21 protein-coding genes and 1 pseudogene are annotated in these 21701 nt (G+C 48.4%); 14 read left to right on the forward strand and 8 right to left on the reverse strand.

Going from position 1 to position 21701, the window contains the following annotated elements; all coding sequences use genetic code 11:
* Positions 1-144 precede the first annotated feature (144 nt).
* Positions 145-1899 (reverse strand): alpha-glycosidase, encoded by a 1755-nt coding sequence (locus AC3ITG_RS02410; RefSeq protein WP_413374812.1) that lies wholly within the window; start codon positions 1897-1899, stop codon positions 145-147.
* Positions 1900-2178: 279 nt separating this feature from the next.
* Here AC3ITG_RS02410 and AC3ITG_RS02415 point away from each other — a divergent pair, with 279 nt between their 5' ends.
* The 5 genes from AC3ITG_RS02415 to AC3ITG_RS02435 all read left to right on the forward strand — a co-directional run bounded on the left by AC3ITG_RS02415 (position 2179) and on the right by AC3ITG_RS02435 (position 6849).
* Complete coding sequence (locus AC3ITG_RS02415; protein ID WP_063566209.1) at positions 2179-2862, forward strand: response regulator transcription factor; 684 nt, start codon at positions 2179-2181, stop codon at positions 2860-2862.
* Positions 2859-4424, forward strand: a complete 1566-nt coding sequence (locus AC3ITG_RS02420) for a HAMP domain-containing sensor histidine kinase (RefSeq protein ID WP_489252687.1) — start codon at positions 2859-2861, stop codon at positions 4422-4424. The genes AC3ITG_RS02415 and AC3ITG_RS02420 overlap by 4 nt, the downstream gene beginning before the upstream one ends.
* A gap of 61 nt (positions 4425-4485) precedes the next feature.
* On the forward strand, positions 4486-5400 hold the full coding sequence (locus tag AC3ITG_RS02425) for an ABC transporter ATP-binding protein (RefSeq protein ID WP_489252688.1): 915 nt from the start codon (positions 4486-4488) through the stop codon (positions 5398-5400).
* Positions 5397-6113: an ABC transporter permease gene (locus AC3ITG_RS02430; protein WP_489252689.1), complete on the forward strand. Its 717-nt coding sequence runs from the start codon at positions 5397-5399 to the stop codon at positions 6111-6113. Before AC3ITG_RS02425 ends, AC3ITG_RS02430 begins: the two co-directional genes overlap by 4 nt.
* 1 nt (position 6114) lies before the next feature.
* Positions 6115-6849 carry an ABC transporter permease gene (locus tag AC3ITG_RS02435; protein ID WP_489252690.1) on the forward strand — a complete coding sequence of 245 codons (735 nt, stop codon included), beginning with the start codon at positions 6115-6117 and terminating at the stop codon, positions 6847-6849.
* Positions 6850-6941: 92 nt separating this feature from the next.
* On the opposite strand, the gene AC3ITG_RS02440 is transcribed toward AC3ITG_RS02435, so the two are convergent.
* Complete coding sequence (locus AC3ITG_RS02440; RefSeq protein ID WP_413374824.1) at positions 6942-7502, reverse strand: DapH/DapD/GlmU-related protein; 561 nt, start codon at positions 7500-7502, stop codon at positions 6942-6944.
* 413 nt (positions 7503-7915) lie between these two features.
* On the opposite strand from AC3ITG_RS02440, the gene AC3ITG_RS02445 reads away from it, so the two are divergent.
* A complete protein-coding gene (locus AC3ITG_RS02445) occupies positions 7916-10624 on the forward strand; it encodes a PAS domain S-box protein (protein ID WP_489252691.1) in 2709 nt (902 codons plus the stop codon).
* Positions 10625-10761: 137 nt separating this feature from the next.
* Here the strand turns inward: AC3ITG_RS02445 and AC3ITG_RS02450 are convergent, their stop codons facing one another.
* The gene (locus AC3ITG_RS02450) at positions 10762-11715 is read right to left on the reverse strand and encodes an L-lactate dehydrogenase (RefSeq protein ID WP_413374828.1); all 954 of its coding nucleotides are present in this window, start codon (positions 11713-11715) and stop codon (positions 10762-10764) included.
* Between the two features lie 501 nt (positions 11716-12216).
* Between AC3ITG_RS02450 and AC3ITG_RS02455 the strand changes: the two genes are divergently transcribed.
* Complete coding sequence (locus tag AC3ITG_RS02455; RefSeq protein ID WP_489252692.1) at positions 12217-12870, forward strand: MerR family transcriptional regulator; 654 nt, start codon at positions 12217-12219, stop codon at positions 12868-12870.
* A gap of 134 nt (positions 12871-13004) precedes the next feature.
* On the forward strand, positions 13005-13826 hold the full coding sequence (locus AC3ITG_RS02460; protein WP_489252693.1) for a serine/threonine protein kinase: 822 nt from the start codon (positions 13005-13007) through the stop codon (positions 13824-13826).
* A 126-nt stretch (positions 13827-13952) separates the two neighbouring features.
* On the opposite strand, the gene AC3ITG_RS02465 is transcribed toward AC3ITG_RS02460, so the two are convergent.
* Positions 13953-14129 (reverse strand): hypothetical protein, encoded by a 177-nt coding sequence (locus AC3ITG_RS02465; protein ID WP_173405241.1) that lies wholly within the window; start codon positions 14127-14129, stop codon positions 13953-13955.
* 209 nt (positions 14130-14338) lie between these two features.
* On the opposite strand from AC3ITG_RS02465, the gene map reads away from it, so the two are divergent.
* Together map and AC3ITG_RS02475 are read left to right on the forward strand one after the other, a co-directional pair.
* Entirely contained in the window at positions 14339-15085 is a 747-nt protein-coding gene (gene map / locus AC3ITG_RS02470) for a type I methionyl aminopeptidase (protein WP_489252694.1), read from the forward strand.
* A 174-nt stretch (positions 15086-15259) separates the two neighbouring features.
* Positions 15260-16273 carry an NADP-dependent oxidoreductase gene (locus tag AC3ITG_RS02475; protein WP_413374836.1) on the forward strand — a complete coding sequence of 338 codons (1014 nt, stop codon included), beginning with the start codon at positions 15260-15262 and terminating at the stop codon, positions 16271-16273.
* A gap of 102 nt (positions 16274-16375) precedes the next feature.
* Here AC3ITG_RS02475 and AC3ITG_RS02480 read toward each other — a convergent pair whose 3' ends face one another.
* Positions 16376-16861 carry a CcdC family protein gene (locus tag AC3ITG_RS02480; protein ID WP_175382111.1) on the reverse strand — a complete coding sequence of 162 codons (486 nt, stop codon included), beginning with the start codon at positions 16859-16861 and terminating at the stop codon, positions 16376-16378.
* 217 nt (positions 16862-17078) lie between these two features.
* Here AC3ITG_RS02480 and AC3ITG_RS02485 point away from each other — a divergent pair, with 217 nt between their 5' ends.
* Together AC3ITG_RS02485 and AC3ITG_RS02490 are read left to right on the forward strand one after the other, a co-directional pair.
* Entirely contained in the window at positions 17079-17312 is a 234-nt protein-coding gene (locus AC3ITG_RS02485) for a hypothetical protein (protein WP_489252695.1), read from the forward strand.
* Positions 17313-17377: 65 nt separating this feature from the next.
* Positions 17378-18508 (forward strand): hypothetical protein, encoded by a 1131-nt coding sequence (locus AC3ITG_RS02490; RefSeq protein WP_489252696.1) that lies wholly within the window; start codon positions 17378-17380, stop codon positions 18506-18508.
* Positions 18509-18605: 97 nt separating this feature from the next.
* Here AC3ITG_RS02490 and AC3ITG_RS02495 read toward each other — a convergent pair whose 3' ends face one another.
* From AC3ITG_RS02495 to AC3ITG_RS02505, 3 genes and pseudogenes are all read right to left on the reverse strand, one after another.
* A complete protein-coding gene (locus AC3ITG_RS02495) occupies positions 18606-18995 on the reverse strand; it encodes a TetR-like C-terminal domain-containing protein (RefSeq protein WP_489254397.1) in 390 nt (129 codons plus the stop codon).
* A 51-nt stretch (positions 18996-19046) separates the two neighbouring features.
* Positions 19047-19175, reverse strand: a pseudogene (locus tag AC3ITG_RS02500) (TetR family transcriptional regulator); the annotation flags it as partial.
* A complete protein-coding gene (locus AC3ITG_RS02505; protein ID WP_413379412.1) occupies positions 19172-19897 on the reverse strand; it encodes an MBL fold metallo-hydrolase in 726 nt (241 codons plus the stop codon). The gene AC3ITG_RS02505 and the pseudogene AC3ITG_RS02500, both read right to left, overlap by 4 nt.
* Positions 19898-20332: 435 nt before the next feature.
* On the opposite strand from AC3ITG_RS02505, the gene AC3ITG_RS02510 reads away from it, so the two are divergent.
* Both AC3ITG_RS02510 and AC3ITG_RS02515 read left to right on the forward strand, forming a co-directional pair.
* Positions 20333-20797: an Rrf2 family transcriptional regulator gene (locus AC3ITG_RS02510; protein WP_413374842.1), complete on the forward strand. Its 465-nt coding sequence runs from the start codon at positions 20333-20335 to the stop codon at positions 20795-20797.
* Between the two features lie 248 nt (positions 20798-21045).
* A complete protein-coding gene (locus AC3ITG_RS02515; protein ID WP_413374844.1) occupies positions 21046-21672 on the forward strand; it encodes a nitroreductase family protein in 627 nt (208 codons plus the stop codon).
* Positions 21673-21701: the final 29 nt, after the last annotated feature.

Genomic DNA, 21701 nt, shown 5'->3' on the forward strand with positions numbered 1-21701 from the left:
CAATAGTATCCATGTCCCTAAATCAATTGAAGATCCATCCATAACGCAGAAAAGCGCTCTACAGATCAGTAACAGGCCTGTGAGCGCTTATTCGGCGTTGCTTGTAGTGCGTTGGAATTGTAAAGACACAACAATATTAAAAAGCTACGCGATATCTGTACTTAGTACAGCATATCCATATGCGGGCAGCTCAACGGCCAGGATTCCCTCTTCCTTGGCTGTACGATAATTCTCCCCAAATAACTCCGTCCACTCCCCGGCACCTGCTTCCAACTCGACGATAGCTGTTTCTTCCGAACGATTAAAGAGGACCAGAATACGCTCCTCCTCATCCTGTCGTTCCATCACAAGCTGGCTTCCGCCTTCACGGGCCTGCAGGAATCGAATGCTGCCTTCTGCACGCAGGGCAGGATGGGCATGGCGCAGTGCTATCAGCTTCTGATAAAAGGTGAACAGCTCGCGATCCTGCTTCGTCTCATCCCACTCCATACATTTCCGACAACCGGGATCATGATCGCCGTCCAGCCCAATCTCGTCCCCGTAATAGATACACGGGGTACCCATATAAGTGAATTGGAACAGCGCGGCCAGTTTCATCTTCCGCTGGTCGCCCTCACATAAGGTGAGCAGCCGTGGTGTATCGTGGCTGTCCAGCAGATTAAATGCCACTTCGCTGGCTTGCAGCGGATAGCGGGACAGCTGTCGACCGATCGAGTTCGCGAACTGTGCGGCGTGCATGACATCTTTTACAAAAAAGCGATTTACGGCTTCCGTAAATGGATAGTTCATCGAGGCATCGAACTGATCGCCTTGCAGCCAGGAGGAGGACTCATTCCATACCTCACCCAAGATATAGGCATCCGGATTCGCAGCCTTGACCACTCGGCGGAAGTCGCGCCAGAATGCATTATCCACTTCATCCGCGACATCCAGCCGCCAGCCGTCGGTGCCGACTTCCTTAATCCAGTATTCCGCCACCTCCAGCAAATACGCCTTCACCTCAGGATTTTCCGTGTTCAGCTTCGGCATATGGGCTTCGAATCCAAAGGTTTCATACGTAGGAATGCCATCCTTCACGTCCAGCGGGAATTCATGTACATGGAACCAGTCCTTGTATTTGGACTTCTCCCCGTTCTTCTGCACATCGACAAATGGAGCAAACGTCTTCCCGGAATGATTGAACACCGCATCGAGTAGTACCCGGATTCCGCGTGCATGGCACAGTTCAACAAGCCGTTTGACCGTATCTGCATCACCAAAATGCCGATCTACTCGTAGATAATCTTCGGTATCGTATTTGTGATTGGTCGTTGCCTCGAAGATGGGTGTGAAATAAATGGCGTTAATGCCCAACTCTTCAAAGTAATCCAGATGGTCGATGACGCCCTGGAGATCACCGCCGAAGAAGTTAAACGGGGTCGGCTCACCACCCCAGGGTTCCACTTTTTCTGGATCGAGGTCCGGGTTGCCATTTGCGAATCGTTCAGGGAAGATCTGATAGAAGATCGCATCCTTCACCCACGCAGGCGGTGTAAATACAGCTCCGGGGTGGATATACGGAAACTGGAACATGTGACCAGGATCGTCGGGTTCATGCGTTTGGAAATCCGTTTCGGTCATCCAGATCTGTTCTGTGCCACTTTTCAGCAGGAAGGAATACTTCAGTCGATGATACGGAGGCTTTACTTGTCCCTCATAATAATCGAACATGGAATCGGATGTATATTTGGTTAAAGGAACCAGCTCTTTGGTGCGATCCCAGGCGTATTTGTCCCCAGTCAGGGCATGTACCTCGGTGAGATCATTCTTTTTGGCACGCAAACGCAGACGAATGGTATCCTTATCGTAGGCGTAGGCCCAGTTCCGTTTTGGTTGATGATAGATGGCTTCCAGCAGCATAATGAAGTTCCTCCCGTCGTATACACACGTAGTATGTGAGCAAGTAGCCGCATTCGATGCAAATCAATCTCGGGATGAATGCCACATGCTTATGTTGTTGAATCAACCTCTCAATCCCTGCATGAATTATGCGAAGCGGATGATTAAGGTATAATTTAAAATAAAAGGATATCCATGGTCGTGTGATCATCATTCGTACATTTTATATAAACAAGATACTTCATTATGTTTCAAATATATAATTAACCCAAAGGGTATAGAAAGGAAACGAATACGCGCATGAAAACGAAACTGTTATACATTGAAGACGATACGGAAATTGCTACATGGGTTAGGGCCGACTTGGAGGAGCGTGGATATGAGGTGGTATGGCTCGGAAGTGGTGAAGGTGCGGCTGAAGCTGCCGGGGGCTGCTCGTTGGTTATTCTGGATGTCATGCTGCCGGGACTGGATGGATTTACGGTAGGACAGCGACTCAAAAAGGAACATCCTGAAGTGCCCATTGTCATGCTCTCGGCTAGAACGTCCATTGACGACAAGCTGCATGGGCTTGATTTTGCCGATGATTATGTAACCAAGCCATTCCATCCCGATGAACTTGCCGCACGGATTGAAGTCCAGCTTCGGAAGGCAGGGACAGCGATCTCGGCCGATACCGTGGTAAAACTGGACCACTTGTCCATCTACGAGAAGGATCACCGGATCGTGAATGAGGAGACAGAGGAAGAAATTATTTTATCGGGCAAACAGTTTCATATCTTCGCCTACCTGCTCAGGCATATGGGCATGATTCGAACCAAGGAACAGATCTACGAAGCCGTTTGGAACGAGCCTTATCTGGACGGGGACAAGACATTAATGGTACATATCCGGCATCTGCGCGAGAAGCTGGAGCGTGATCCGGCGAACCCAACCATCATTCAAACCGTTCGTGGTGTTGGGTATCGTGTGAAGAAGCCATGAGAAGAAAAGCGACGATGCGTGATCCATCCGATAGGAATAGGGGAGTGAAACGTAGTCTTCCAGGCAAACGGAAAATGCGTTTTGGACGGACCTTGATGTCCCGATATATTCTCCTGATCTTGGCAGCGGTTTTGTTTGTGCCGGTCGTTCTCCCCATTACATCCATTATCTATGTGGTGGTGGTGAACAATACAAATAAAGACAATACGGCACCTTATGGCGATAGCACGAAAATTAGCAACCTGTGGACCCGGGAATCCGAGAAGCTGGATGGGGCGACATCTGAAAAAATCAATCAACGTATGGAACAGCTGCACCGTAAATATCCTAAATCTTCGATGTACCGTGTGGACCAAAACGGTGAAACGGCATTTATTCTCGCTGGAGAGGACGTTGATGTATCGGAGTCCACCGTGGATGGAACAACAATGACGACATTGAAATGGACGTTGGATCATCCGAATACAGAGACCCGGATTCCTTCGATATGGAATGCAAACAGCTCCCTGGAATTTATGAAGGAAGCCTCCTATCGTGATCCGCTAACGGTTGTTTCTTTTGTGGGTGGAGATAGTGAAGACAAGGGACAAGGGTTTATGGTGATTGAGGTTCCAAGGTATCTTTTGCAAAAGCCACAGAACAACTGGCCTATGGAACTTTTGTATTTGGGTGGATTGATGATGATCATCTTCCTGTTATTTATCATCATGTCGATCCTGTTCTTTGCGCGAATTCGCAAGCGGCTCATCCGGCTCCAGACGGCGATGATCACTCCGGGTAAGGAAGGCATTCCCCTTCCTGTGGAGATTCGCAGATCGGACGAGATTGGACATCTGGAGGAATCGTTCAACGAAATGGTGCATCAGTTGACAGACAGCCGTCACCGGGAGCGGGAGGAAGAGCAGCTTCGCAAACGTCTTGTCGCGGGATTGTCGCATGATCTGCGTACACCGCTGACCGTCATCCGTGGACATATGCATTCCCTTCACAAAGAACCACTAAGCACGGGTGCGGATACTTCATTGCGTCGTATGGAAGCCAAGATGGATGATTTGAGTGGATTGATCGATAACATGTTATCGTACAACCTGCTCACCAGCGGAAAATATACATTGAAGCTGGAACAGAAGGACGTCCTGCGAATCGTCAGAGAAACGGCAGCGGCCTGGTATCCCGTGTGGGAGAAAGAGCAGTTTGAGATTGATATCGATCTGCCGGAAGAACCGTTGTTCTGGCAGGTGGATGAGCAGGGATTACGTCGTGTTCTCGATAACCTGTTTCAGAATGTCATCCGTCATGCAGCGAGTGGAAAATATATTGGCATATCGACAGAACAGATCCATGGGGAGAAGGCTCTTGTTATTCAGGATAGGGGCCTAGGATTGCAGGAAGATTCGGATACCAAGGGAACAGGTCTGGGGTTATCCATCGTGGATCTGCTGATTCGTGAGATGGGGCTGCGGAAGAGGGTAGACAGCTCTGAGAATGGATTGCGGGTGTGCCTCTATAGTGGCGAGGGAGCTGGGAAATCAAGGCCCTACCTTTTTTTAAACAAAACTTAAACTTCAGCCGACTTCAGCTTTAACCTTGGAAGGTTACGATGATATCCGAGGTGATTAAACAGTGACTGATAACATTATTCAAACCGCTAACTTATGGAAAACATACCGGGACCGTGCGGCGGTCCGTGAACTTGATCTGCATATTAAAAAGGGAGACATTTATGGCTTCCTTGGTCCCAACGGCGCTGGCAAAACAACAACCATTCGTATGCTTCTTGGCTTAATCAAGCCAACCAAAGGTGTCATCCGTATATTTGATAAGGATATCCGCAAGGATCGCATGGACATTCTGCGACGAGTAGGGTCATTGGTTGAGTATCCTTCATACTATGGTCATCTGAACGCGGTGGAGAATCTGGAAACCTTGCGCCGGATATTAAATGTACCCAAATCGAGGATTGCCGAAGTGCTTTCCATCGTGGATCTGACCCGGGATGCCAAACGTTCCGTAAAAGGTTACTCGCTTGGAATGAAACAGCGTCTGGGGATTGCAAGTGCCTTGCTGGGTCAGCCGGAGCTGCTGATTTTGGACGAGCCGACGAACGGTCTTGATCCAGCGGGCATCCAGGAGATCCGGGAGCTAATTAAACGTATGCCGCTGGAACACGGTATCACCGTGCTGGTGTCCAGCCATTTGCTGAGTGAAGTGGAACAGATGGCGAGCCGGGTTGGCATTATCCGCGAGGGGAAAATGGTCCTTCAGGATACGATCGCCAATCTGCATAGCCAGACGGGCAGCTCCATTCGACTGACCGTTTCCGAACCGGAAGAAGCGATGAAGCTGGCACGAGAGCAGGGACAATTCGGTCAACGTGAAGGAGCGGCGCTCACGTTCCCGTATATGGATAATAGCGCGATTGCATTGCTGGTCCGTCGATTGGTTGAGCAGGACCATGCGGTCTATCGTGTGGAAGAGCACCGTCAATCCCTGGAAGACTTGTTCATGCGGGTTATCAGTGAGGGGGCAACGGTATGACGGGCCGTGCGTTATCGTCCGACTGGCTCAAAATTCGTGGCAAAGGCATCTGGTTTCTCGTTTTTCTGGCACCCATTGGACTGACTGCCATGCAGGCTTTGAACTTCGGGCTTCGTTTGGATTATCTGAAAGAACAGTATGGGAATCATCTGTGGGAGGGTTTGCTCGACAATGTGGTTGTTTTTGTACCGCTTGCCTTGATGCTGGGGGCGACGATTCTTAGCTCGATGATCGCAAATGTTGAACATGAACAGGGATCGTGGAAGCAATTGCTGGCGATGCCGATCACGAGACCTGCGGTGTATCTGTCTAAATTCCTGCTCGCTTGTTTGCTGCTCATTATCTCCTGCTTGTTATTAACAGCGGGAACTATTGGTCTGGGACTGCTGCTTGGGTTCGACGCTGGTGAGATTCCCTGGACGCATGCAATCAAGCTGGGTTTACTGCCACTGGCTGGCGCACTTCCGGTGTTATCGCTGGAGCTATGGCTTACGATGGTAAATAAAAATCAGGCTCTTCCCGTCACTCTTGGGATTGTACTCGCAGTAATGGGGATGTTCGCACTCAGTATCTCACCATACTTTCCGCTTGCTTGGGCACAGATGGCTTGGATCAGCCCGAAACCATTTGTGTATGTCGGTTTGGGTGTAGGGGCGGGGCTCCTAATCATGTTGCTGGGTATGGTGCACTTTAGCCGGAAGGATGTGGCCTAAGATGAGTTTTGCAACAACCTATTTCCGAATCCTGTCCTCCGAACGACTCAAAATGGGCAAATCGCCTGTCTGGCTTCTGATTCTGCTGAGTCCGTTAATCGCACTGCTGATTGGGCTGCTATCCACACCATCAGGTCAATGGAATGTGCTTATGGGTTCAATGGTCTTTCTGCACGGTTTGTTATTGCTGCCCATCCTGACCGGCGTATTTACGTCTTTCGTCTGTCGTTTCGAGCATGCGGGGGGAGGCTGGAAGCAAATGCTGGTGCTGCCGCTTACTCGGAACGGCGTATATGCAGGCAAACTGACCATCGTGATTCTGCTTCTGGCAGGCACACAATTACTGTTGTTAGGGTCCATCCTGCTGGCAGGTATGATCCAGGGCATGACGGATCCCATCCCATGGGGATTCCTTGCAGGTAAGCTGCTGTTGGGACTATTCGCTTGTGTGCCGCTCGCTGCTCTCCAAATGTTCGTTTCCTTGGTATGGAGCAGCTTTGCCGCACCGCTGGCATTGAATTTTGCGTTGACCGTACCAAACCTTCTGATCGTGAACTCGTCTACATTTGGCCCGTATTACCCTTGGGCGCAACCGATGATTCTGATGACCCCGTTTGAAGGTGGGGGATTCGGAGCTTATAATGTTCCACTTGGGACGATGCTTGCAGTAGTCGGGGGCAGTGCAGTTCTCTTCATTTTAATCGGAGTGTTATATTTTAGAAAAAAAGAAATTTAATCAACCTTTATCAAGGCTGATCAACATTGAATAAAGATCTCGTTCAACCACCATACTCTGAGATTTACGTATGGTGGTCGAGCGGGATTTATTTATTTTCTCACCCAGCCATCATGAATGGTAAGTTCCCGAATTACTTTTGCAGGTGTTCCAGCAACCAATGTATTGTCAGGTACATCTTTGGTGACAGTGCTCCCCGCAGCGACAACTGAATTTTTTCCAATGGTTACTCCCGGGAGGACTAACACTCCGGTACCGATCCAGACATTATCTTGAATGGTGATTTTTTTGGTCATGTTGCTTCCATCATCAAGCGAGTCAATTCGGTGATAGGCGCTATCGAATATACTGGTTCTTGGTCCAATCATGACATTATTACCAATGGTGATCTCGATGTTGGCTGCTATCCCCACACCTGCGTTAATCATGACGTCATCCCCAATGGTCAATCTGGCCCCTTTTACAACCGTTAGTTGCGTCCCCCAGGGTTTGCCTATAATATTGAGTCGTTTTCCCACTCGGAGATCACCAAATTTATTCAGATACACTTTGCCTCTTATTCGAGGCAATAATCCAAAGGAAGATTGAATTTTTCCGAATAAAGTAAGCCCCCGTACTTTGTGATAAGCATACTTAACCCTGATAGGTAGCATGATATCCATCCTCTCCATAATTAGCGACGTCCCGTTGAGAAATCAGAATATGATAGGTCCATTATCAACCGTACAGACACGCACGTCCTTTTTGTATCGATTATAGCTTATGTGATACAAATTGTATCTATTTTATTGTAATTAACATCCAACCATGGAATTTCAAATCGAATTGGTCGGTATACAATTTCATTAATGGTTTAATTTATATAGTTTAAAATTTAACTTTTTTATATAACGATATTACAATTTTAATACGAGATTGTAAGCAAAATGAGATTGGAATCTAGTAAAATAAAAAAAGCTGTTTCTAGGAAGGCTTACATGGTTATTCGAGGGTAGGCCCATTTCTCTGAAAATTATATTTTTTGGTTGTTAGATGAAGATATAGGCTAAGAAAAGAGGGGTAAGCCTTGGATATTAATAAAACGGAAACCCTGAAGCGCATTATTTCTGAGGGAAGTTCTTACCAATCATTGTTTTTTAATCACCCAGATGCCATATATGTGATGGACATCCATGGAAATTATATTGATGCCAATCCCTCGATTGAGAGGATTTCAGGGTATACATTTGAAGAACTCCGTAGTTTGAATCGAGATAGGATTTGCCCTCCCGAGAGCGAGGAGTCACGTAAAGAATACATTCGTGAGGTGCTGGCTGGACATTCAGTCAGTAAGTCGATCACATTTTATCATAGAGACGGTTCTCTGAAACAGGCTGAGATTACCTATGTACCCATAACGGAACAAGAAGAGATCGTGGGGATATACGGAATTGCCAGGGATGTAACCGAGATCGTAGAAGTGGAACGTAAATTGCATGAAACGCAGGAGAAATATCAGATGTTGGCGGATCATGCCCAGGATCTAATCACCACAAGTTCGATGGACGGCAAGCTGCTTTATGTTTCTCCTTCCGTCTATTCGTTGCTGGGATATCGTCCGGAAGAGGTGACAGGGAAGTTCCTGAAGGATTACTGTTATCCTGGGGATTACCCTGAACTTCTGGAGATGTCGTCGAGTGGGGATGGTTGCAAGATGCGAGTTCTTCATAAGAAGGGGCACTACATCTGGATGGAAACGCTGGCGAAGCCTGTAGCCGGAGAAGAGGGCAAGAATACTCAGATTGTAAGCGTCAGCCGGGATATAACCCAGCATAAAAATGCAGAAAGACGTCTTAGAGAGAGTCGTCAAAGGTACAAGTCTCTGTTCGAACATAATCCGGCAGCGGTGTATTCGCTGAATCTCGAAGGTAAATATACTGCAGTGAACCGCAATCTGGTCAAAATGCTGGATGTGCCTCGGAGCAAATTGATCGGGCAGTCCTTTCTTTTGCATCTGGATAAAAGTGAAGTGCACGGCGGGCAGGCATACTTCGAACTGGTGAAGCAGGGGAAACCCCAACATTATGAAACTCGGATCGTGAATTCCGGTGGCAGGAAGGTTGATGTGTCTATCATTAACGTTCCAATCATTGTGGACCAGGAACTCGTGGGTGTGTATGGGATCCTGTCTGATATTACGGAGCGTAAGGATTATACAGAGCAGATCCAGGAGCTCAGCAAACAGCATGCCCTGATTCTTAACTCTGTTACAGATGGCATCTATGGATTGGACGCAGATGGCATCACCAGGTTTATGAATCCGGCTGCTGCTTCCATGTTCGGCTACGAAGCGGAAGAGTTTGTCGGCAAAAACTCGCATCCCATCATTCATCATTCACGTGCAGATGGCAGCTATTTTCCAAAAAAAGAATGCCCCATTCATATGACGGTGATGGACGGGCAGCGTCGTACAGTGAAGGAGGATGTGTTCTGGCGCAAAGACGGAACCAGCTTTCTGGTGGAATACCAGGTTACACCGATTATCGATGAGGGTCAGATTCGTGGCGCCGTTATCGTGTTCAATGATGTGACTGGTGATCGCGAAATTGTGCGCGCCAAGGAAACCGCTGAACTCGCGGCACAGGCCAAGTCGGAATTCCTGTCGATGGTCAGTCATGAAATTCGCACACCAATGAATGGAATCGTAGGCATGACTGAATTGCTGATTGGCACCGATTTATCGGAGGAACAGCGAGAATATGCCGAGATCATCCGTGAGAGCGGCGATGCACTATTGAATATCCTGAATGACATCCTTGATTTCAGTAAATTGGAATCCGGAAAAATGGCTCTGGCCTACGAACCGTTCTCGCTGCGAATCATGTTGGAACAGGTTGCGGAGCTTTTCTCCCCTAAAGCGGAAGAGAAGCAATTGAAGATCCGATATCGTCTCAATCCCGACATTCCTGAGTTTATGGTGGGTGATGCGATGCGTATTCGGCAAATTCTCGTCAATCTGGTGAGCAATGCCTTGAAGTTTACGGATCAGGGGAGCATTGATGTCACGGTGGATATTATTCGCGGTAATAGACCGGAATCGAGTGTGCTGGACTTTGCGGTGAAGGATACGGGAATCGGCATTCCAGAGGATAAGCTGGATCAGTTATTCCAGTCGTTCTCTCAACTTCATCCTGTGATTAACCGCAAATATGGCGGGACAGGTCTTGGATTAGTCATCTCGAAGCGACTCGTGGAGATTATGGGTGGCAGTATCAGTGTGGAGAGTGAAGATGGAAAGGGATCAACTTTCCGCTTCGCTGTGCCTGCCACAAGTGTAGATGCGACTGCAGAGCAATCTGCACGTCAATTCAGCCATGATCGAACACGACAGGGGGATAAGGTGGCGATGCGTATTCTCGTTGCCGAGGATCACCCGGTAAACCGGAAGATTTTATCGGAGTACCTCGAGAAGCTTGGTTATCAAGCAGATGTATGCACCAATGGCGTTGAAGCGATCGAAGCCATTTCGCAAAATGCCTATGATATTGTCCTGATGGATCTTCAGATGCCTGTTATGGATGGACTCAAAGCGACAGACCTTGTACACCGATTAATTCCGCAGGAGCGTATTCCAGCTATTATCGCGGTAACCGGAAATGCCAAACGTGAAGACAAGGAAGCTTGTTTGGAGATTGGGATGCGTGACTTCATCAGCAAACCAATCATGCTGAGTGAATTAAAGCGGGTATTGCAGCAATGGGGGCCAGCAGATGAACCGCAGCTTGCACCAAGCTGAAGACTCGTACTCCCAAGGTGGATAAAAACAAACAAACAAACACAAAAACGCCAATGACACTTCTGTATCAGGAGGTTATTGGCGTTTTTGTGTTTCTGCCTATTTTGTTATGGACCATCCTTGAGTGGCTGAACTGGTCAAACCAGGGTAAGACGATTGATGTTGCCTGACAAAACTTCACAGGAACGCTCAAATTTCTCACGTTCAGATGCATCCAGATTTAATTCGATAATCTCCTGAATCCCATCCCCACCAATAATGGCTGGAACACCTGCACAGACGTTGCTCTGTCCATACTCACCATCAAGGATCGCGGAGACAGCAATGATCTTGTGTTCATCGTTGAGAATCGAACGGGTTATATGTGCGAGTGCGTTACCGATTCCGAATTGGGTGGAACCTTTACGAGTGAAGATTTCCCAACCGGCGTCTTTCGTTTTGCGGGCGATATCTTCCAGGTCCAGATGTTTGAAGCGTTCCTTGTGCTGCTCCATAATGTGCATAATCGGTTTGCCTCCGATGGTGACATGCGACCATGCGACGAACTGGGATTCCCCATGCTCCCCGAGAGCATATCCGTGCACGCTGCGTGGATCAATGGAGAAGACCTCTGACAACAGCGTTTTGAGCCGGGAGGAATCAATAGACGTACCTGTACCGATGACTCGTTCACGTGGAAGGCCGGACAGCTTCCATACCATATAAGTTACTATGTCAACCGGATTGGCCGCGACGACAAAAATTCCCCGGAATCCGCTATTCATGATGGGAACAACGATATCTTTGGCGATGGACTCCGCTTCTTCCAGAATATCCAGACGAGTCTGCCCTGGCTTCGGATTCGCTCCGGCAGTCAGGACAATGACGTCCATGCTGCTGCAATCTGCATAAGTGCCAGCGTATACCTTCGTGCGGTTATGTGTGAAGTCCATGCAATGGGAAAAATCCAGCGCCTGTGCAACCGCACGGTCATACGTCCGGTCAACCATCATAATTTCTCTGCATATCGATTGATTAATCATGGAATACGCACAACTTGAACCGACAAGTCCCGCCCCGATCACCGCTACTTTACCTGATTTGCCTAACACTGCCGTTCAGCCCCCATTTACATTTGATTTATCCGTTCATAATGAGACTTATGTTAAGTATAGTCCTTTATTTTATGCGAACAACTGCTTCTACGTTACATAAGATAACACATGGAAAAGCTGTGCAGCAATGATTTCCTCTGTCGCGGGAGCGTATTGGAGTGACGGAGTTAATAAAATTGACATGAATAATTCGTCTTCATAAAAAGTGACGGCGTTTGCACCAACGAATTTCGACATGACAGCATTCATGCTCATTGTCGGATGAAGGGTTATTTTTACGAATGAGGCAACTGACAAAAGTTCTTATGAATCCGCAGAAACAGAAGAAAAGCGTCAAAGGGATCTGCAAAGAGACTGACGAATACATACCGACAAGCAAATGAAAAATGCCTACTTGATCCATGAGACAGGTTGACCCGATCCGATGACAGTTCCAAAAGGGAACGCTGAAGCCACTACCTTGTATTCAAAAAGACTTCATTCCGGGAGGGAATAATAATGATTGAAGAAGCAGGAGCAACGACGGAAACGGCCAAGAGCCTGGGCATTGGTGCCAGTACTCTTCGTAAATATGCGGCAGCGCTTGAGGAACAAGGGTATCGATTCGAGCGTTCCGCCAACAAATCCAGATTGTTCAAGTCGGACGATATCGAGTGCATCGAACGCCTGATGACAGAACTTAGGGAACATAATCTGCCACTTGCAGATGCTGTGGTGACCGTACTGACTCCAGACGTGCCTGTGATGGTAATGGAGAATGCCTCAGAGACGGAATGTGCGGCAACAGTGATGCCCGCAATATTTCCTGAGGAACCTGAACTAACTGGAGCATTGAGATCTTATGAAGGTCTGGGACAACTGGTGAGTGAAGTGACTTACGGTGCTGTCGGACAGCAGGATGATCAGGTCCAGCTGCTGCAGCATCGGGTGGACGAACTGGAGTTAACCCTGCAACATCTGGCGGATACCCATCTTGCTCTCCAGGAGCAGATGGAGAAGCAGCGCCTGTGGATGAATGAGAAGCTGGAAGAGGAGCGTGACCGTGAACTGGTCACCAATCTGCGCAGCTTCCAGGGAAGAAAACGCAAACCCAAAGGAACATCGCTTCGAATGTTGTTCGGGCTGCTGCCCAAAAAGCACAAAGAAGCCTGAGAACCCGGCCTATGCTCGTCGTGATTTTGCACAGGTAGCTTGGTATAATGAGCCCATACAACAACAAGACTGGCTGCTGATCTGCTCTGCTTAAACGGAAAACAGGAGATCAGATAGCTGGCGTGGGAGGACCTGTGGAGCTGCGACGAAGCTGGCAAAGACTACTCGGCCTATGGACTGATCGTCCCCGGAGGAAAGGTACGAAGATCGCCGGGCGTTATACGATATATGACTTGCTTGGTATGGGAAGTTATGGACTGACATACCTGTGTAACGATGAACAGACTGGCAAGGATGTAGCGTTAAAAGAATCCAAACCCAGCAAGGGTAGACTCGCTGTACGGTTGCTGGACAGGGAGGCGGATGTGATGAATCGGATGGATCATCCGGCCATCCCTAAGTTGCTGGATGTGTTCACATACCGGGCGCGCAGTTACATTGTCACCGAGTATATCCTTGGGGAGACACTGGAACAGTCCATATTCGAGCAAGGCCGCAAATATACGGAACAGGATTGTCTGGAGCTGGTAAAACAACTGCTAGCTCCCATTGTGCATGTTCATGAGCAGGGATATATTCATGGGGATGTCCGTATTCCAAATGTCATTTTACGTGACGGGCAGGTGCATTTGATTGATTTTGGCCTGGCGCGGCGCATGGGGGAGCCGTTGTTGCCTGAGCTAAAACGGCGGATGCGTGAATTGCCCGAGCCTGAAGATGAACTGGCTGCACCGGACCAGGATTTGCAGGATCTCGGTCATTTTCTTTTGTTCATGCTGTATTCCGCTTACGAGCCAGAGAAGGGCCGCAAACCGGCCAGCTGGCAGGACGAACTCAAGCTTACGCCGGAGGTTCGCCACATGTTGGAACGGCTGCTTGGACTTCGTCCAGGCTATGAAGGCAATGGGCTGGAATTACAGGCGGATATTGACCGTGTGCTGATGAAATTGCGATGAAGAAAATAAGGGGTGTTTTGCTAACCGTGAGGACGGCTGGCAGAACACCCCTTTCAATACATATATCATGATTTAGCGTCAGTCTAGCTGGTACGAACATTTCTGTTTGGAAATAGTAGTACCAGCTTAGCTGGAGCTATATTTTCTGCTTTTATAGTAACCGGAGCCATGGCGGCTATCCCGGTGTTTTGCATCTGAAGATGAATATCGTCTGTAGTTGCGTTTGCCAGAGGAACTGCTATACCGTTTACGGTGCGAAGAAGATTTGGAATCCAAAAGTTTGCCTAACATTTTCCTGAGCATGAGGTTTTCCTCCTTTCGACTTCAGCCGTTTTAAGCATATACGGGGCTTCGATTGGACGGGTTTCGGATTTTTTTAAGGGGGATTGTATTCATTAGACAGGGGCTAGGCGTATAATAGGATGTTGAGGATTACACGGAATTTTTTATTTTGAGCATTTCGCGTTACAATAGAAGACAGGATGAGATTTTAACGGACAGGAGTAGTTGTAATGATTACGTTGAAGACTAAAGAACAAATAGAACTTATGAAGAAGGCCGGAGAAATTCTTGCCGCATGCCATAGAGAAATAGCCGGAATGATCCGTCCAGGGATCACGACACAGGAAATTGATCAGTTCGCAGAAGCTTTTATGAAGAAAAATGGCGCTACACCGGAACAAAAAGGGTACAACGGGTACCAATTTGCGACATGTGCGTCGGTTAATGATGTGATCTGTCATGGATTTCCGGGGAAATATGTACTGCAGGATGGCGACATCGTTACGATTGATATGGTCGTGAATCTGGACGGCTGGCTGGCCGATTCCGCGTGGTCGTATGCGGTAGGTCAGGTGACTCCAGAAGCACAACATCTGCTGGACGTCACCAAAACATCCCTCTACAAAGGGATTGAACTGGCTGTGATCGGGAACCGGATCGGTGATATCTCCAATGCGATTCAGACGTATGCGGAAGGTGAAGGTCTATCTGTTGTCCGTGAATTTATCGGTCATGGAATCGGCGAGAAGATGCATGAGGAACCACAGGTGCCTCACTACGGCCCACCACACCGTGGTCCACGTCTTAAAGAAGGTATGGTTATTACGATTGAGCCGATGCTGAACATTGGTACCTACCGTAGCAAGCTGGACTCGGATGGTTGGACAGCACGTACTCAGGATGGAAGTCTGTCTGCCCAATATGAGCATACGATTGCCATTACAGCAGATGGTCCTGTCATTCTGACTGCTCAATAATGGCTCCCGATGTCTCCAATGTGATGATATTTGCATATTTCAAGGCGGCCCACGTTTGTGATCCGCCTGTTTCGGTTTAAACTATTTAGAGGCGATACACATAGAGCCGGTGGTGAATGATATCAGCTGACAGAGGGTTAACCCTGGTCCACTGGCAAGAAGGAGGTCATTTTGGTGTCTGAAAATAAACAGATCGTACTTGCGTCTCGTCCCGAAGGTGCTCCATCCAGAGAAGACTTTAAATTCATTGATGCACCGCTTCCTGAACCGGAAGCAGGACAAGTCCTGGTACGTACGCTATATTTGTCTGTAGACCCATACATGCGGGGCCGCATGAAAGATACAAAATCCTATGCTCCCCCCTATGCGTTGAATGAAGTGATCAAGGGAGGAACGATTGGGCAGGTGGTGGATTCTTCGGAACCCAATCTGCGCAAAGGGGATTTAGTATCCGGAATGTGGGGCTGGCAGCAGTATGCAGCCGTAAATACGGGAGACATTTCCCTGATTGATACAGAAGAGGCTCCAATTACGGCTTACCTGGGTGCGCTTGGCATGACCGGTTTGACCGCTTATTTTGGCATGGAAGACATCGGTAAGCCGAAGGACGGCGAAACGGTAGTGGTGTCGGGAGCAGCAGGAGCGGTAGGCATGATTGCGGGGCAGATCGCCAAGATTGTAGGTGCACGTGTAATCGGGATTGCAGGTTCTGACGAAAAATGTGCTTATCTGAAAGAAAAACTGGGATTCGACGTGGTGTTAAACTATAAGCATGAAGAGGATATGTCTGCTGCCATTGAACGGGCTTGCCCGGCTGGCGTAGACGTTTATTTCGACAATGTTGGCGGTGAAATCTCCGATGCGGTACTGCGTCATATTAATCGGAATGCACGTATTCCGCTCTGTGGGCAGATTTCGTCATATAATCTGGAGAAACCGGATATCGGCATGCGCCCGCAGACGTTACTGTTAACCAATACAGCGTTGATGAAAGGTTTCCTGGTGGGTGACTATGCCAAATCCTTTAAGGAAGGCCGAGCTAAATTGGCGAAATGGATCAAGGAAGGCCACATACAGTTTGAAGAAAACATTGTGGAAGGTTTTGACCAGACGCCGGAAGCATTTATGGGCCTTTTCTCTGGAGATAACCTGGGCAAACAGCTTGTAAAGGTTGCGGACCCTGAATAGATATAGAATCCCTTGAACATATGCCAGAACAGGAAAAGACACGTTCCGCACGGTGAAGTGCACAGAACGTGTCTTTTTAGTTGTTAGGATGTTGCGATGATGCTAAGATTCTGCAGCAACAACTTCCTTATAGTGCTTGTACATATATACCCGCCAGCGTACGATCATGCCGAAGGCCAGAAGGAAGAACAATCCACCCGTTTGAGGAATACTCACATAACGCTGAATGACTTCATGCAGGATTAGACGTATAGCCAGCAGTCCGAGCAGAATGAAAGCGAAGCTTCGTGAACGTGTGGCAAAAATTTCTTCGTTAACTCGTTCAAAACGGGTACTGCGAATGAGGGGATACGAGAATATAAACCAGCCCACCAACAGCGCGATAAGTGCCCATAGAAGCGGAACATGTGTCTCGGGTACTACAAACATGAGAAAACCCGTACTCATTCCCAACGGGGGAATAAGTATTTTGCGAATGGTTACCGGACGGTGGCTGGCTTTCATTCGAATAAAAATGGCAAGTAGGGCCATGACGAGCATACCCAGAGTTGCACCGATCTGAAGGTAAGACGGACTGATTTGAGCCACGTAAAACTCCCTCTTTCTGGAATAATATGTTATCCGGACATCCGGAACATGATGCGAATTACCGGAATTTTCTGTTTCTATTATATCACAAACGAAGAAAGCCGATAGAATGCTTAGTGTATCATTTACCCGGATTGTATATAGAGGGTCCATTTGAAAAATTTGTATTATTGTACCCAGTGTGAGGCGGTTTATTCGAGTAAGGGGAAATCAGGAAATGAACGATCATGTACGGATGTACGCCCAACTTGTCCATGATCGAAATCCGGTCTATGGGTGGATGGGGATGGTATCGATTCCTTATTCCATCCTGGTTGAATTGATGGGACCGGTTCTGGAGATTGGGACGATCATTCTGCTGATCTGGGGAATGTGGTTACAAGTTGTGGATGTTGTATTCTTTATTCACGGACTGTTGCAGGTGGTGGGATACGGGAAGAAGGACATTTAGAACGGAAAGGGGTAATATACCGATCATAGTAATACCTTGGAACAGAGCAAGGAGGAATACGCTTCATGAATAGAAATCACAGGCCACTCACGGTATGGACATTGGCTTGTCTGACCGTGGTATCAGTGATTCTGGTTATCCCCTGGATTTTGTGGCAATCACAGGCACCGACACCGCTTAACATCATGATTGTCGACAAAAGTAAACCGGACTTGTCCTATGTGGGGCATAAGGGACTGGTATGGATTCTGAATCAGCAGAAGATTGTCCAACAGACAGGGGAACATTATAAGTATGAAGAAGACTACTACGGGTATGATATACAGAACGGGATCTCCCGGATTGAGCGGACATTGCCGGATGAGGTGACAGACACGGACCTGATCTATCTGACGGCGAATCATCATATATCATCTACAGATCCGAATGAACGTATACAAGGCAAAGCCTATGAGGGTCTTACGATATATGATGCGCACAAAATTCGTGAAGCGGCAACCAAAGGCGTAACGATTGTCACTGAGTTTAGCGCCTTGTCGAATGCTGTTTCGAACATGACAAGAGAGCAATTATATCCGATTTTGGGCATGAAAAGCAGCGGATGGCAGGGGAGATCGGTATCGGATCTGCAGAGCTTGGATGAAGTACCACAGAGGGTGCGAATGAACTATGAGCGTAGGGAGAAAAAGGAGTGGCCCTATCATGGAGCAGGTATTGTACTGATTCATGAGGATGGACGGGTGATTGTACTGAAGCAAGGCCGGGATGTAAAGACCGGTGACATAAAACTCGCCTTTACACAGGAAGGTGGGAAATGGAGTGGAATTACCGAGAACATCCATTACAGCGAATGGTTCGACATCATTGTGCCCGAACAACAAGCTACTGTACTGGCTTGGTATAAGACGGACCTGACGGAGAATGGTCAGCAAAAACTGATGAACGCAGGTATTCCGGCGGAATTCGCTGCTCTTATCCGGCATGAGGGCTACAATCGGACGTATTATATGGCAGGATCCTTCGGAGAGCTGGAGCATTATTCGTTCTGGCGCCGTATCAAGGGATGGGATGTGGTAAAAACGAGGCTCACACCGGATCAAAAGGGCGTTCCGGATCGGTTTTACTGGAAAGTATACGTACCCGTGATGAAGAAGATTTTGCAGGAAGTCCAGACAGGGCAAGCACCCTGGCAATAGAAAAAACCGTTCCTTCGGTAGCGGGGCGGTAGGATACATAAGAGGGCTGCAGATGATCTGCAGCCCTCTTCCATTTTGCATCGAGATATATCAGGCTTTATGAATGAAGATGTTGCAACCCATTCAGGAAAGCGGTCACGGACAGTTGCAGGCTCTCATCCGGGTCAAAGTTCATGCCGAAGCCCCCCTTCTCACCCATGGAGGCAAAGCCGTGGCAAAGACTGCGTAAACCGCGAACGGCATGGAGTGCTTCCGCTTCACTTAGCGGATAAGGCTGCAACAGGCGGAGCAGCAGATCCAGGGCAGCTGTACTCTCGACAACGAGTTGAGGTTCCTGACGGTCTGGGGCATGGAAGAAGGCTTCGTATAGCCCTGGGTGCTTGCGGACGAAGCCGATATATGCGGCAGCGACCTCCTGAATGGCTTCGTCACCTGAACGGCCGACAGAAGCCTCAGTTAATGCAAGCCTGAGCTGCTGTGCGGACATCAACGCCAATTCCTGGCGAAGCCCGGGAAGACCGTTGATGTGGTTATAAAGCGACGGGGAGCGAACATCCAGCCGCTGGGCCAGAGCGGCCAGTGTTAGCGAATGGAATCCGTCGCTGTCGGCAAGCTGGGCGGCGGCGCTTAACAGAGCGCCGCGATCCAGCCCTTGGCGGGGGCTCACAGGTGCCCCCCGGCAGGGCGCAGCCGCTGCTCCGCGTCTGCCGTAGCTGCGCGCATGGCCGCGCCGGGCTGACGCAGCATTCGTCCGTGCCCTACAGCAAGCACGGACGGCTCCAGCTCAGCCAGGCGCTTGGCGCTGGCAAGAGCAAGTTCACGGTTCCACGTCGCCAGCGCGGGGAACGGAAAGAGCGGGCGTAGGCGGCCGGATACGGCGAGGCCGCCGTGCAGCTGATACGCGTCGCCAGCGATGAGCACGCGGCTACGCGTATCCATGAAGGCCATATGGCCCGGCGTATGGCCTGGGGTAGCAATGGCGACCAGGGATCCGATCCGGTCGCCGTCATCGAGCAAGCGGTCCGGCCGGGTGCGGATCGCTTTGGGTACACTGCCACGTACCGGAGTCTGTGGCTCGCCGGGAAGCAGGGAAGCGTCTCCGGCCAGTAGCGGGGCATCCCTTCTGGAGATGCAGACTTCGGCTTTAGGCAACGCGTCCTTAAGACCATCCAGTGCACCAACATGGTCGCCATGGGCGTGAGTCAGAATGATTTTGGTAATCGGTTTGCCTAGGGATTGTGCAGTAGCCAGAATCCCCTTGAGACTGAATGGCATTCCGGCATCAATAAGAGTAAACCCATCTTCTTCTTCAACAAGATATACGTTCACGGGGAAGAGGCGTGGAAGGAATGAAACTTGGACAACATCATGCTCACGTGTAATTCGCATCATTGAATCCTCCTTAAAACTAATATTATTAGTAATATAACTAATATCATTAGTTTTTGCAATACCCCCTGTTGATATGCTAAAAAAATAGGATATTTTAAGCTCCAAAAATACTTTACAAAAAAAGCGTTTTCAAAATAGGAATAACCGATTATAATAATCTCGTAAGCCCTTTCATATGTCTATCTTATTGGAGCCTTTCGCGAAGCGATTGGCTCACTTTTTTTGTTCTGTTCCCTTAAAACACGGATGGAACTCAACCTTTTTACTTAGCCTATGAGGGCCTGGATATACTGGTATGACAAGGGGAATCAGGTTTTCTAACCCCCAAGTTGAGAATGTTGACAAACATAACTGTTATTCCTATAATAACAGTTATACTTACCTTGGATTGAATTTTCATCGGTTAACGATATGCCGGGAAGGGAGTAAGTAATGAACAGTGAATTTACCATTGCTGTGCACTGTCTGGTCTTTCTGTCGATGAAGGATGAGTGTATGGCTAATAGTGAAGACTTGTCTCAAAGTGTTGGTACGCATCCAGCCAGAGTACGCAAGGTGCTTAGTGTACTGCGGAAGCATGGATTCCTGACAACCAAAGAAGGTGCCCACGGTGGATATCTGCTCAGCCGTAAGAGTGAGGAAATCAAGCTTGGAGAACTGTACAGACTGGTAGCAGGTGGATCTCTTGGTCCCAGCTGGTGTTCGGGAGAATCCGGTTCAACGTGCGTTGTTTCTTCCAATATGCAGGATGTGATGGGAAGCATCTACGATGGAGGCGAAGAAGCATTAAGCGCTTATTTTGACCGTATATCCATTGAGGATGTGAAGCATCGTATCGGTAATGGGGAAGAATGTTCCTTGTCTATGGAACCCTTGTCCATGAAGGATAGATCATGACAGATTTGATCGTTAATAGATCTTCATGATCTGGCCTTGGACTGCTGCTGTCAGGCATGGTGGACAGGCTATATAAGGGCGTTTGCTCCGGTTGTAGGATCCATTGATGTTTCAGGCGATTCCGGGCATAACGTGAACACAGATGGAAGCGATCGTCTGCGCTGATGTTATTTTCGGAAGGTGAGTACTCGGTAGAGTTTGGCCTTGCGAATGTAAAAAAATAGAAAAGAACTTGGGGAGTGGAACGCATGTCCAGCATTGAAAACAATGAAACACTTCGCGTGATTAACGAACGTCACGCTGTCAAAAAGTACGAAAATGGTTTTGTTATGCCTGAAGCAGATCTGAACGCTATCCTGACTGCCGCTTCCGAAGCACCGTCTTCATGGAACCTGCAGCACTGGAAATTCCTCGTGATCGAATCCGAAGCAGACAAAGCCAAGTTGCTGCCAATCGCTTATGGCCAAAGTCAAATCACAGACAGCTCTGTTACGATTGCTGTACTCGGGGATCTGGAAGCGAACCGCAACGCCGTGATTTATGATCAGGCTGTTGAAGCAGGTGCAATCCCAGCTGAAGTTCGTGACGCATTGGTTGGGCAGATCAATGGTGCTTACAAAAATCCGCAAATCGCCCGCGATGAAGCGATCCGCAATGCATCTTTTGCTTCACAGAACATTATGCTTGCTGCACGTTCCCTGGGATATGATACTTGCCCAATGGGTGGTTACAACCCGCAACAATTGATCGAAACATTCAACATCCCTGCGCGTTATTTGCCAACGTTGTTGATCACTGTAGGTAAAGCTGCAGTTCCAGCTCGTCCGGCAGGTCGTTTCCCGCTGTCCGAAGTTGTTGTTAAAGGTTCTTTCTAAGACTGATTTTGAATCAGTTATCACTATAG

The organism is Paenibacillus sp. GL_099_B (assembly GCF_057835695.1).

Bases quoted from the DNA above. Each gene is read 5' to 3' on its own strand.
- AC3ITG_RS02410 (WP_413374812.1), bottom strand. From the start codon at position 1,899: ATGCTGCTGGAAGCCATCTATCATCAACCAAAACGGAACTGGGCCTAC.
- AC3ITG_RS02415 (WP_063566209.1), top strand. From the start codon at position 2,179: ATGAAAACGAAACTGTTATACATTGAAGACGATACGGAAATTGCTACA.
- AC3ITG_RS02420 (WP_489252687.1), top strand. From the start codon at position 2,859: ATGAGAAGAAAAGCGACGATGCGTGATCCATCCGATAGGAATAGGGGA.
- AC3ITG_RS02430 (WP_489252689.1), top strand. From the start codon at position 5,397: ATGACGGGCCGTGCGTTATCGTCCGACTGGCTCAAAATTCGTGGCAAA.
- AC3ITG_RS02435 (WP_489252690.1), top strand. From the start codon at position 6,115: ATGAGTTTTGCAACAACCTATTTCCGAATCCTGTCCTCCGAACGACTC.
- AC3ITG_RS02440 (WP_413374824.1), bottom strand. From the start codon at position 7,502: ATGCTACCTATCAGGGTTAAGTATGCTTATCACAAAGTACGGGGGCTT.
- AC3ITG_RS02455 (WP_489252692.1), top strand. From the start codon at position 12,217: ATGATTGAAGAAGCAGGAGCAACGACGGAAACGGCCAAGAGCCTGGGC.
- AC3ITG_RS02465 (WP_173405241.1), bottom strand. From the start codon at position 14,129: ATGCTCAGGAAAATGTTAGGCAAACTTTTGGATTCCAAATCTTCTTCG.
- map (WP_489252694.1), top strand. From the start codon at position 14,339: ATGATTACGTTGAAGACTAAAGAACAAATAGAACTTATGAAGAAGGCC.
- AC3ITG_RS02485 (WP_489252695.1), top strand. From the start codon at position 17,079: ATGAACGATCATGTACGGATGTACGCCCAACTTGTCCATGATCGAAAT.
- AC3ITG_RS02490 (WP_489252696.1), top strand. From the start codon at position 17,378: ATGAATAGAAATCACAGGCCACTCACGGTATGGACATTGGCTTGTCTG.
- AC3ITG_RS02495 (WP_489254397.1), bottom strand. From the start codon at position 18,995: ATGTCCGCACAGCAGCTCAGGCTTGCATTAACTGAGGCTTCTGTCGGC.
- AC3ITG_RS02505 (WP_413379412.1), bottom strand. From the start codon at position 19,897: ATGCGAATTACACGTGAGCATGATGTTGTCCAAGTTTCATTCCTTCCA.
- AC3ITG_RS02510 (WP_413374842.1), top strand. From the start codon at position 20,333: ATGAACAGTGAATTTACCATTGCTGTGCACTGTCTGGTCTTTCTGTCG.
- AC3ITG_RS02515 (WP_413374844.1), top strand. From the start codon at position 21,046: ATGTCCAGCATTGAAAACAATGAAACACTTCGCGTGATTAACGAACGT.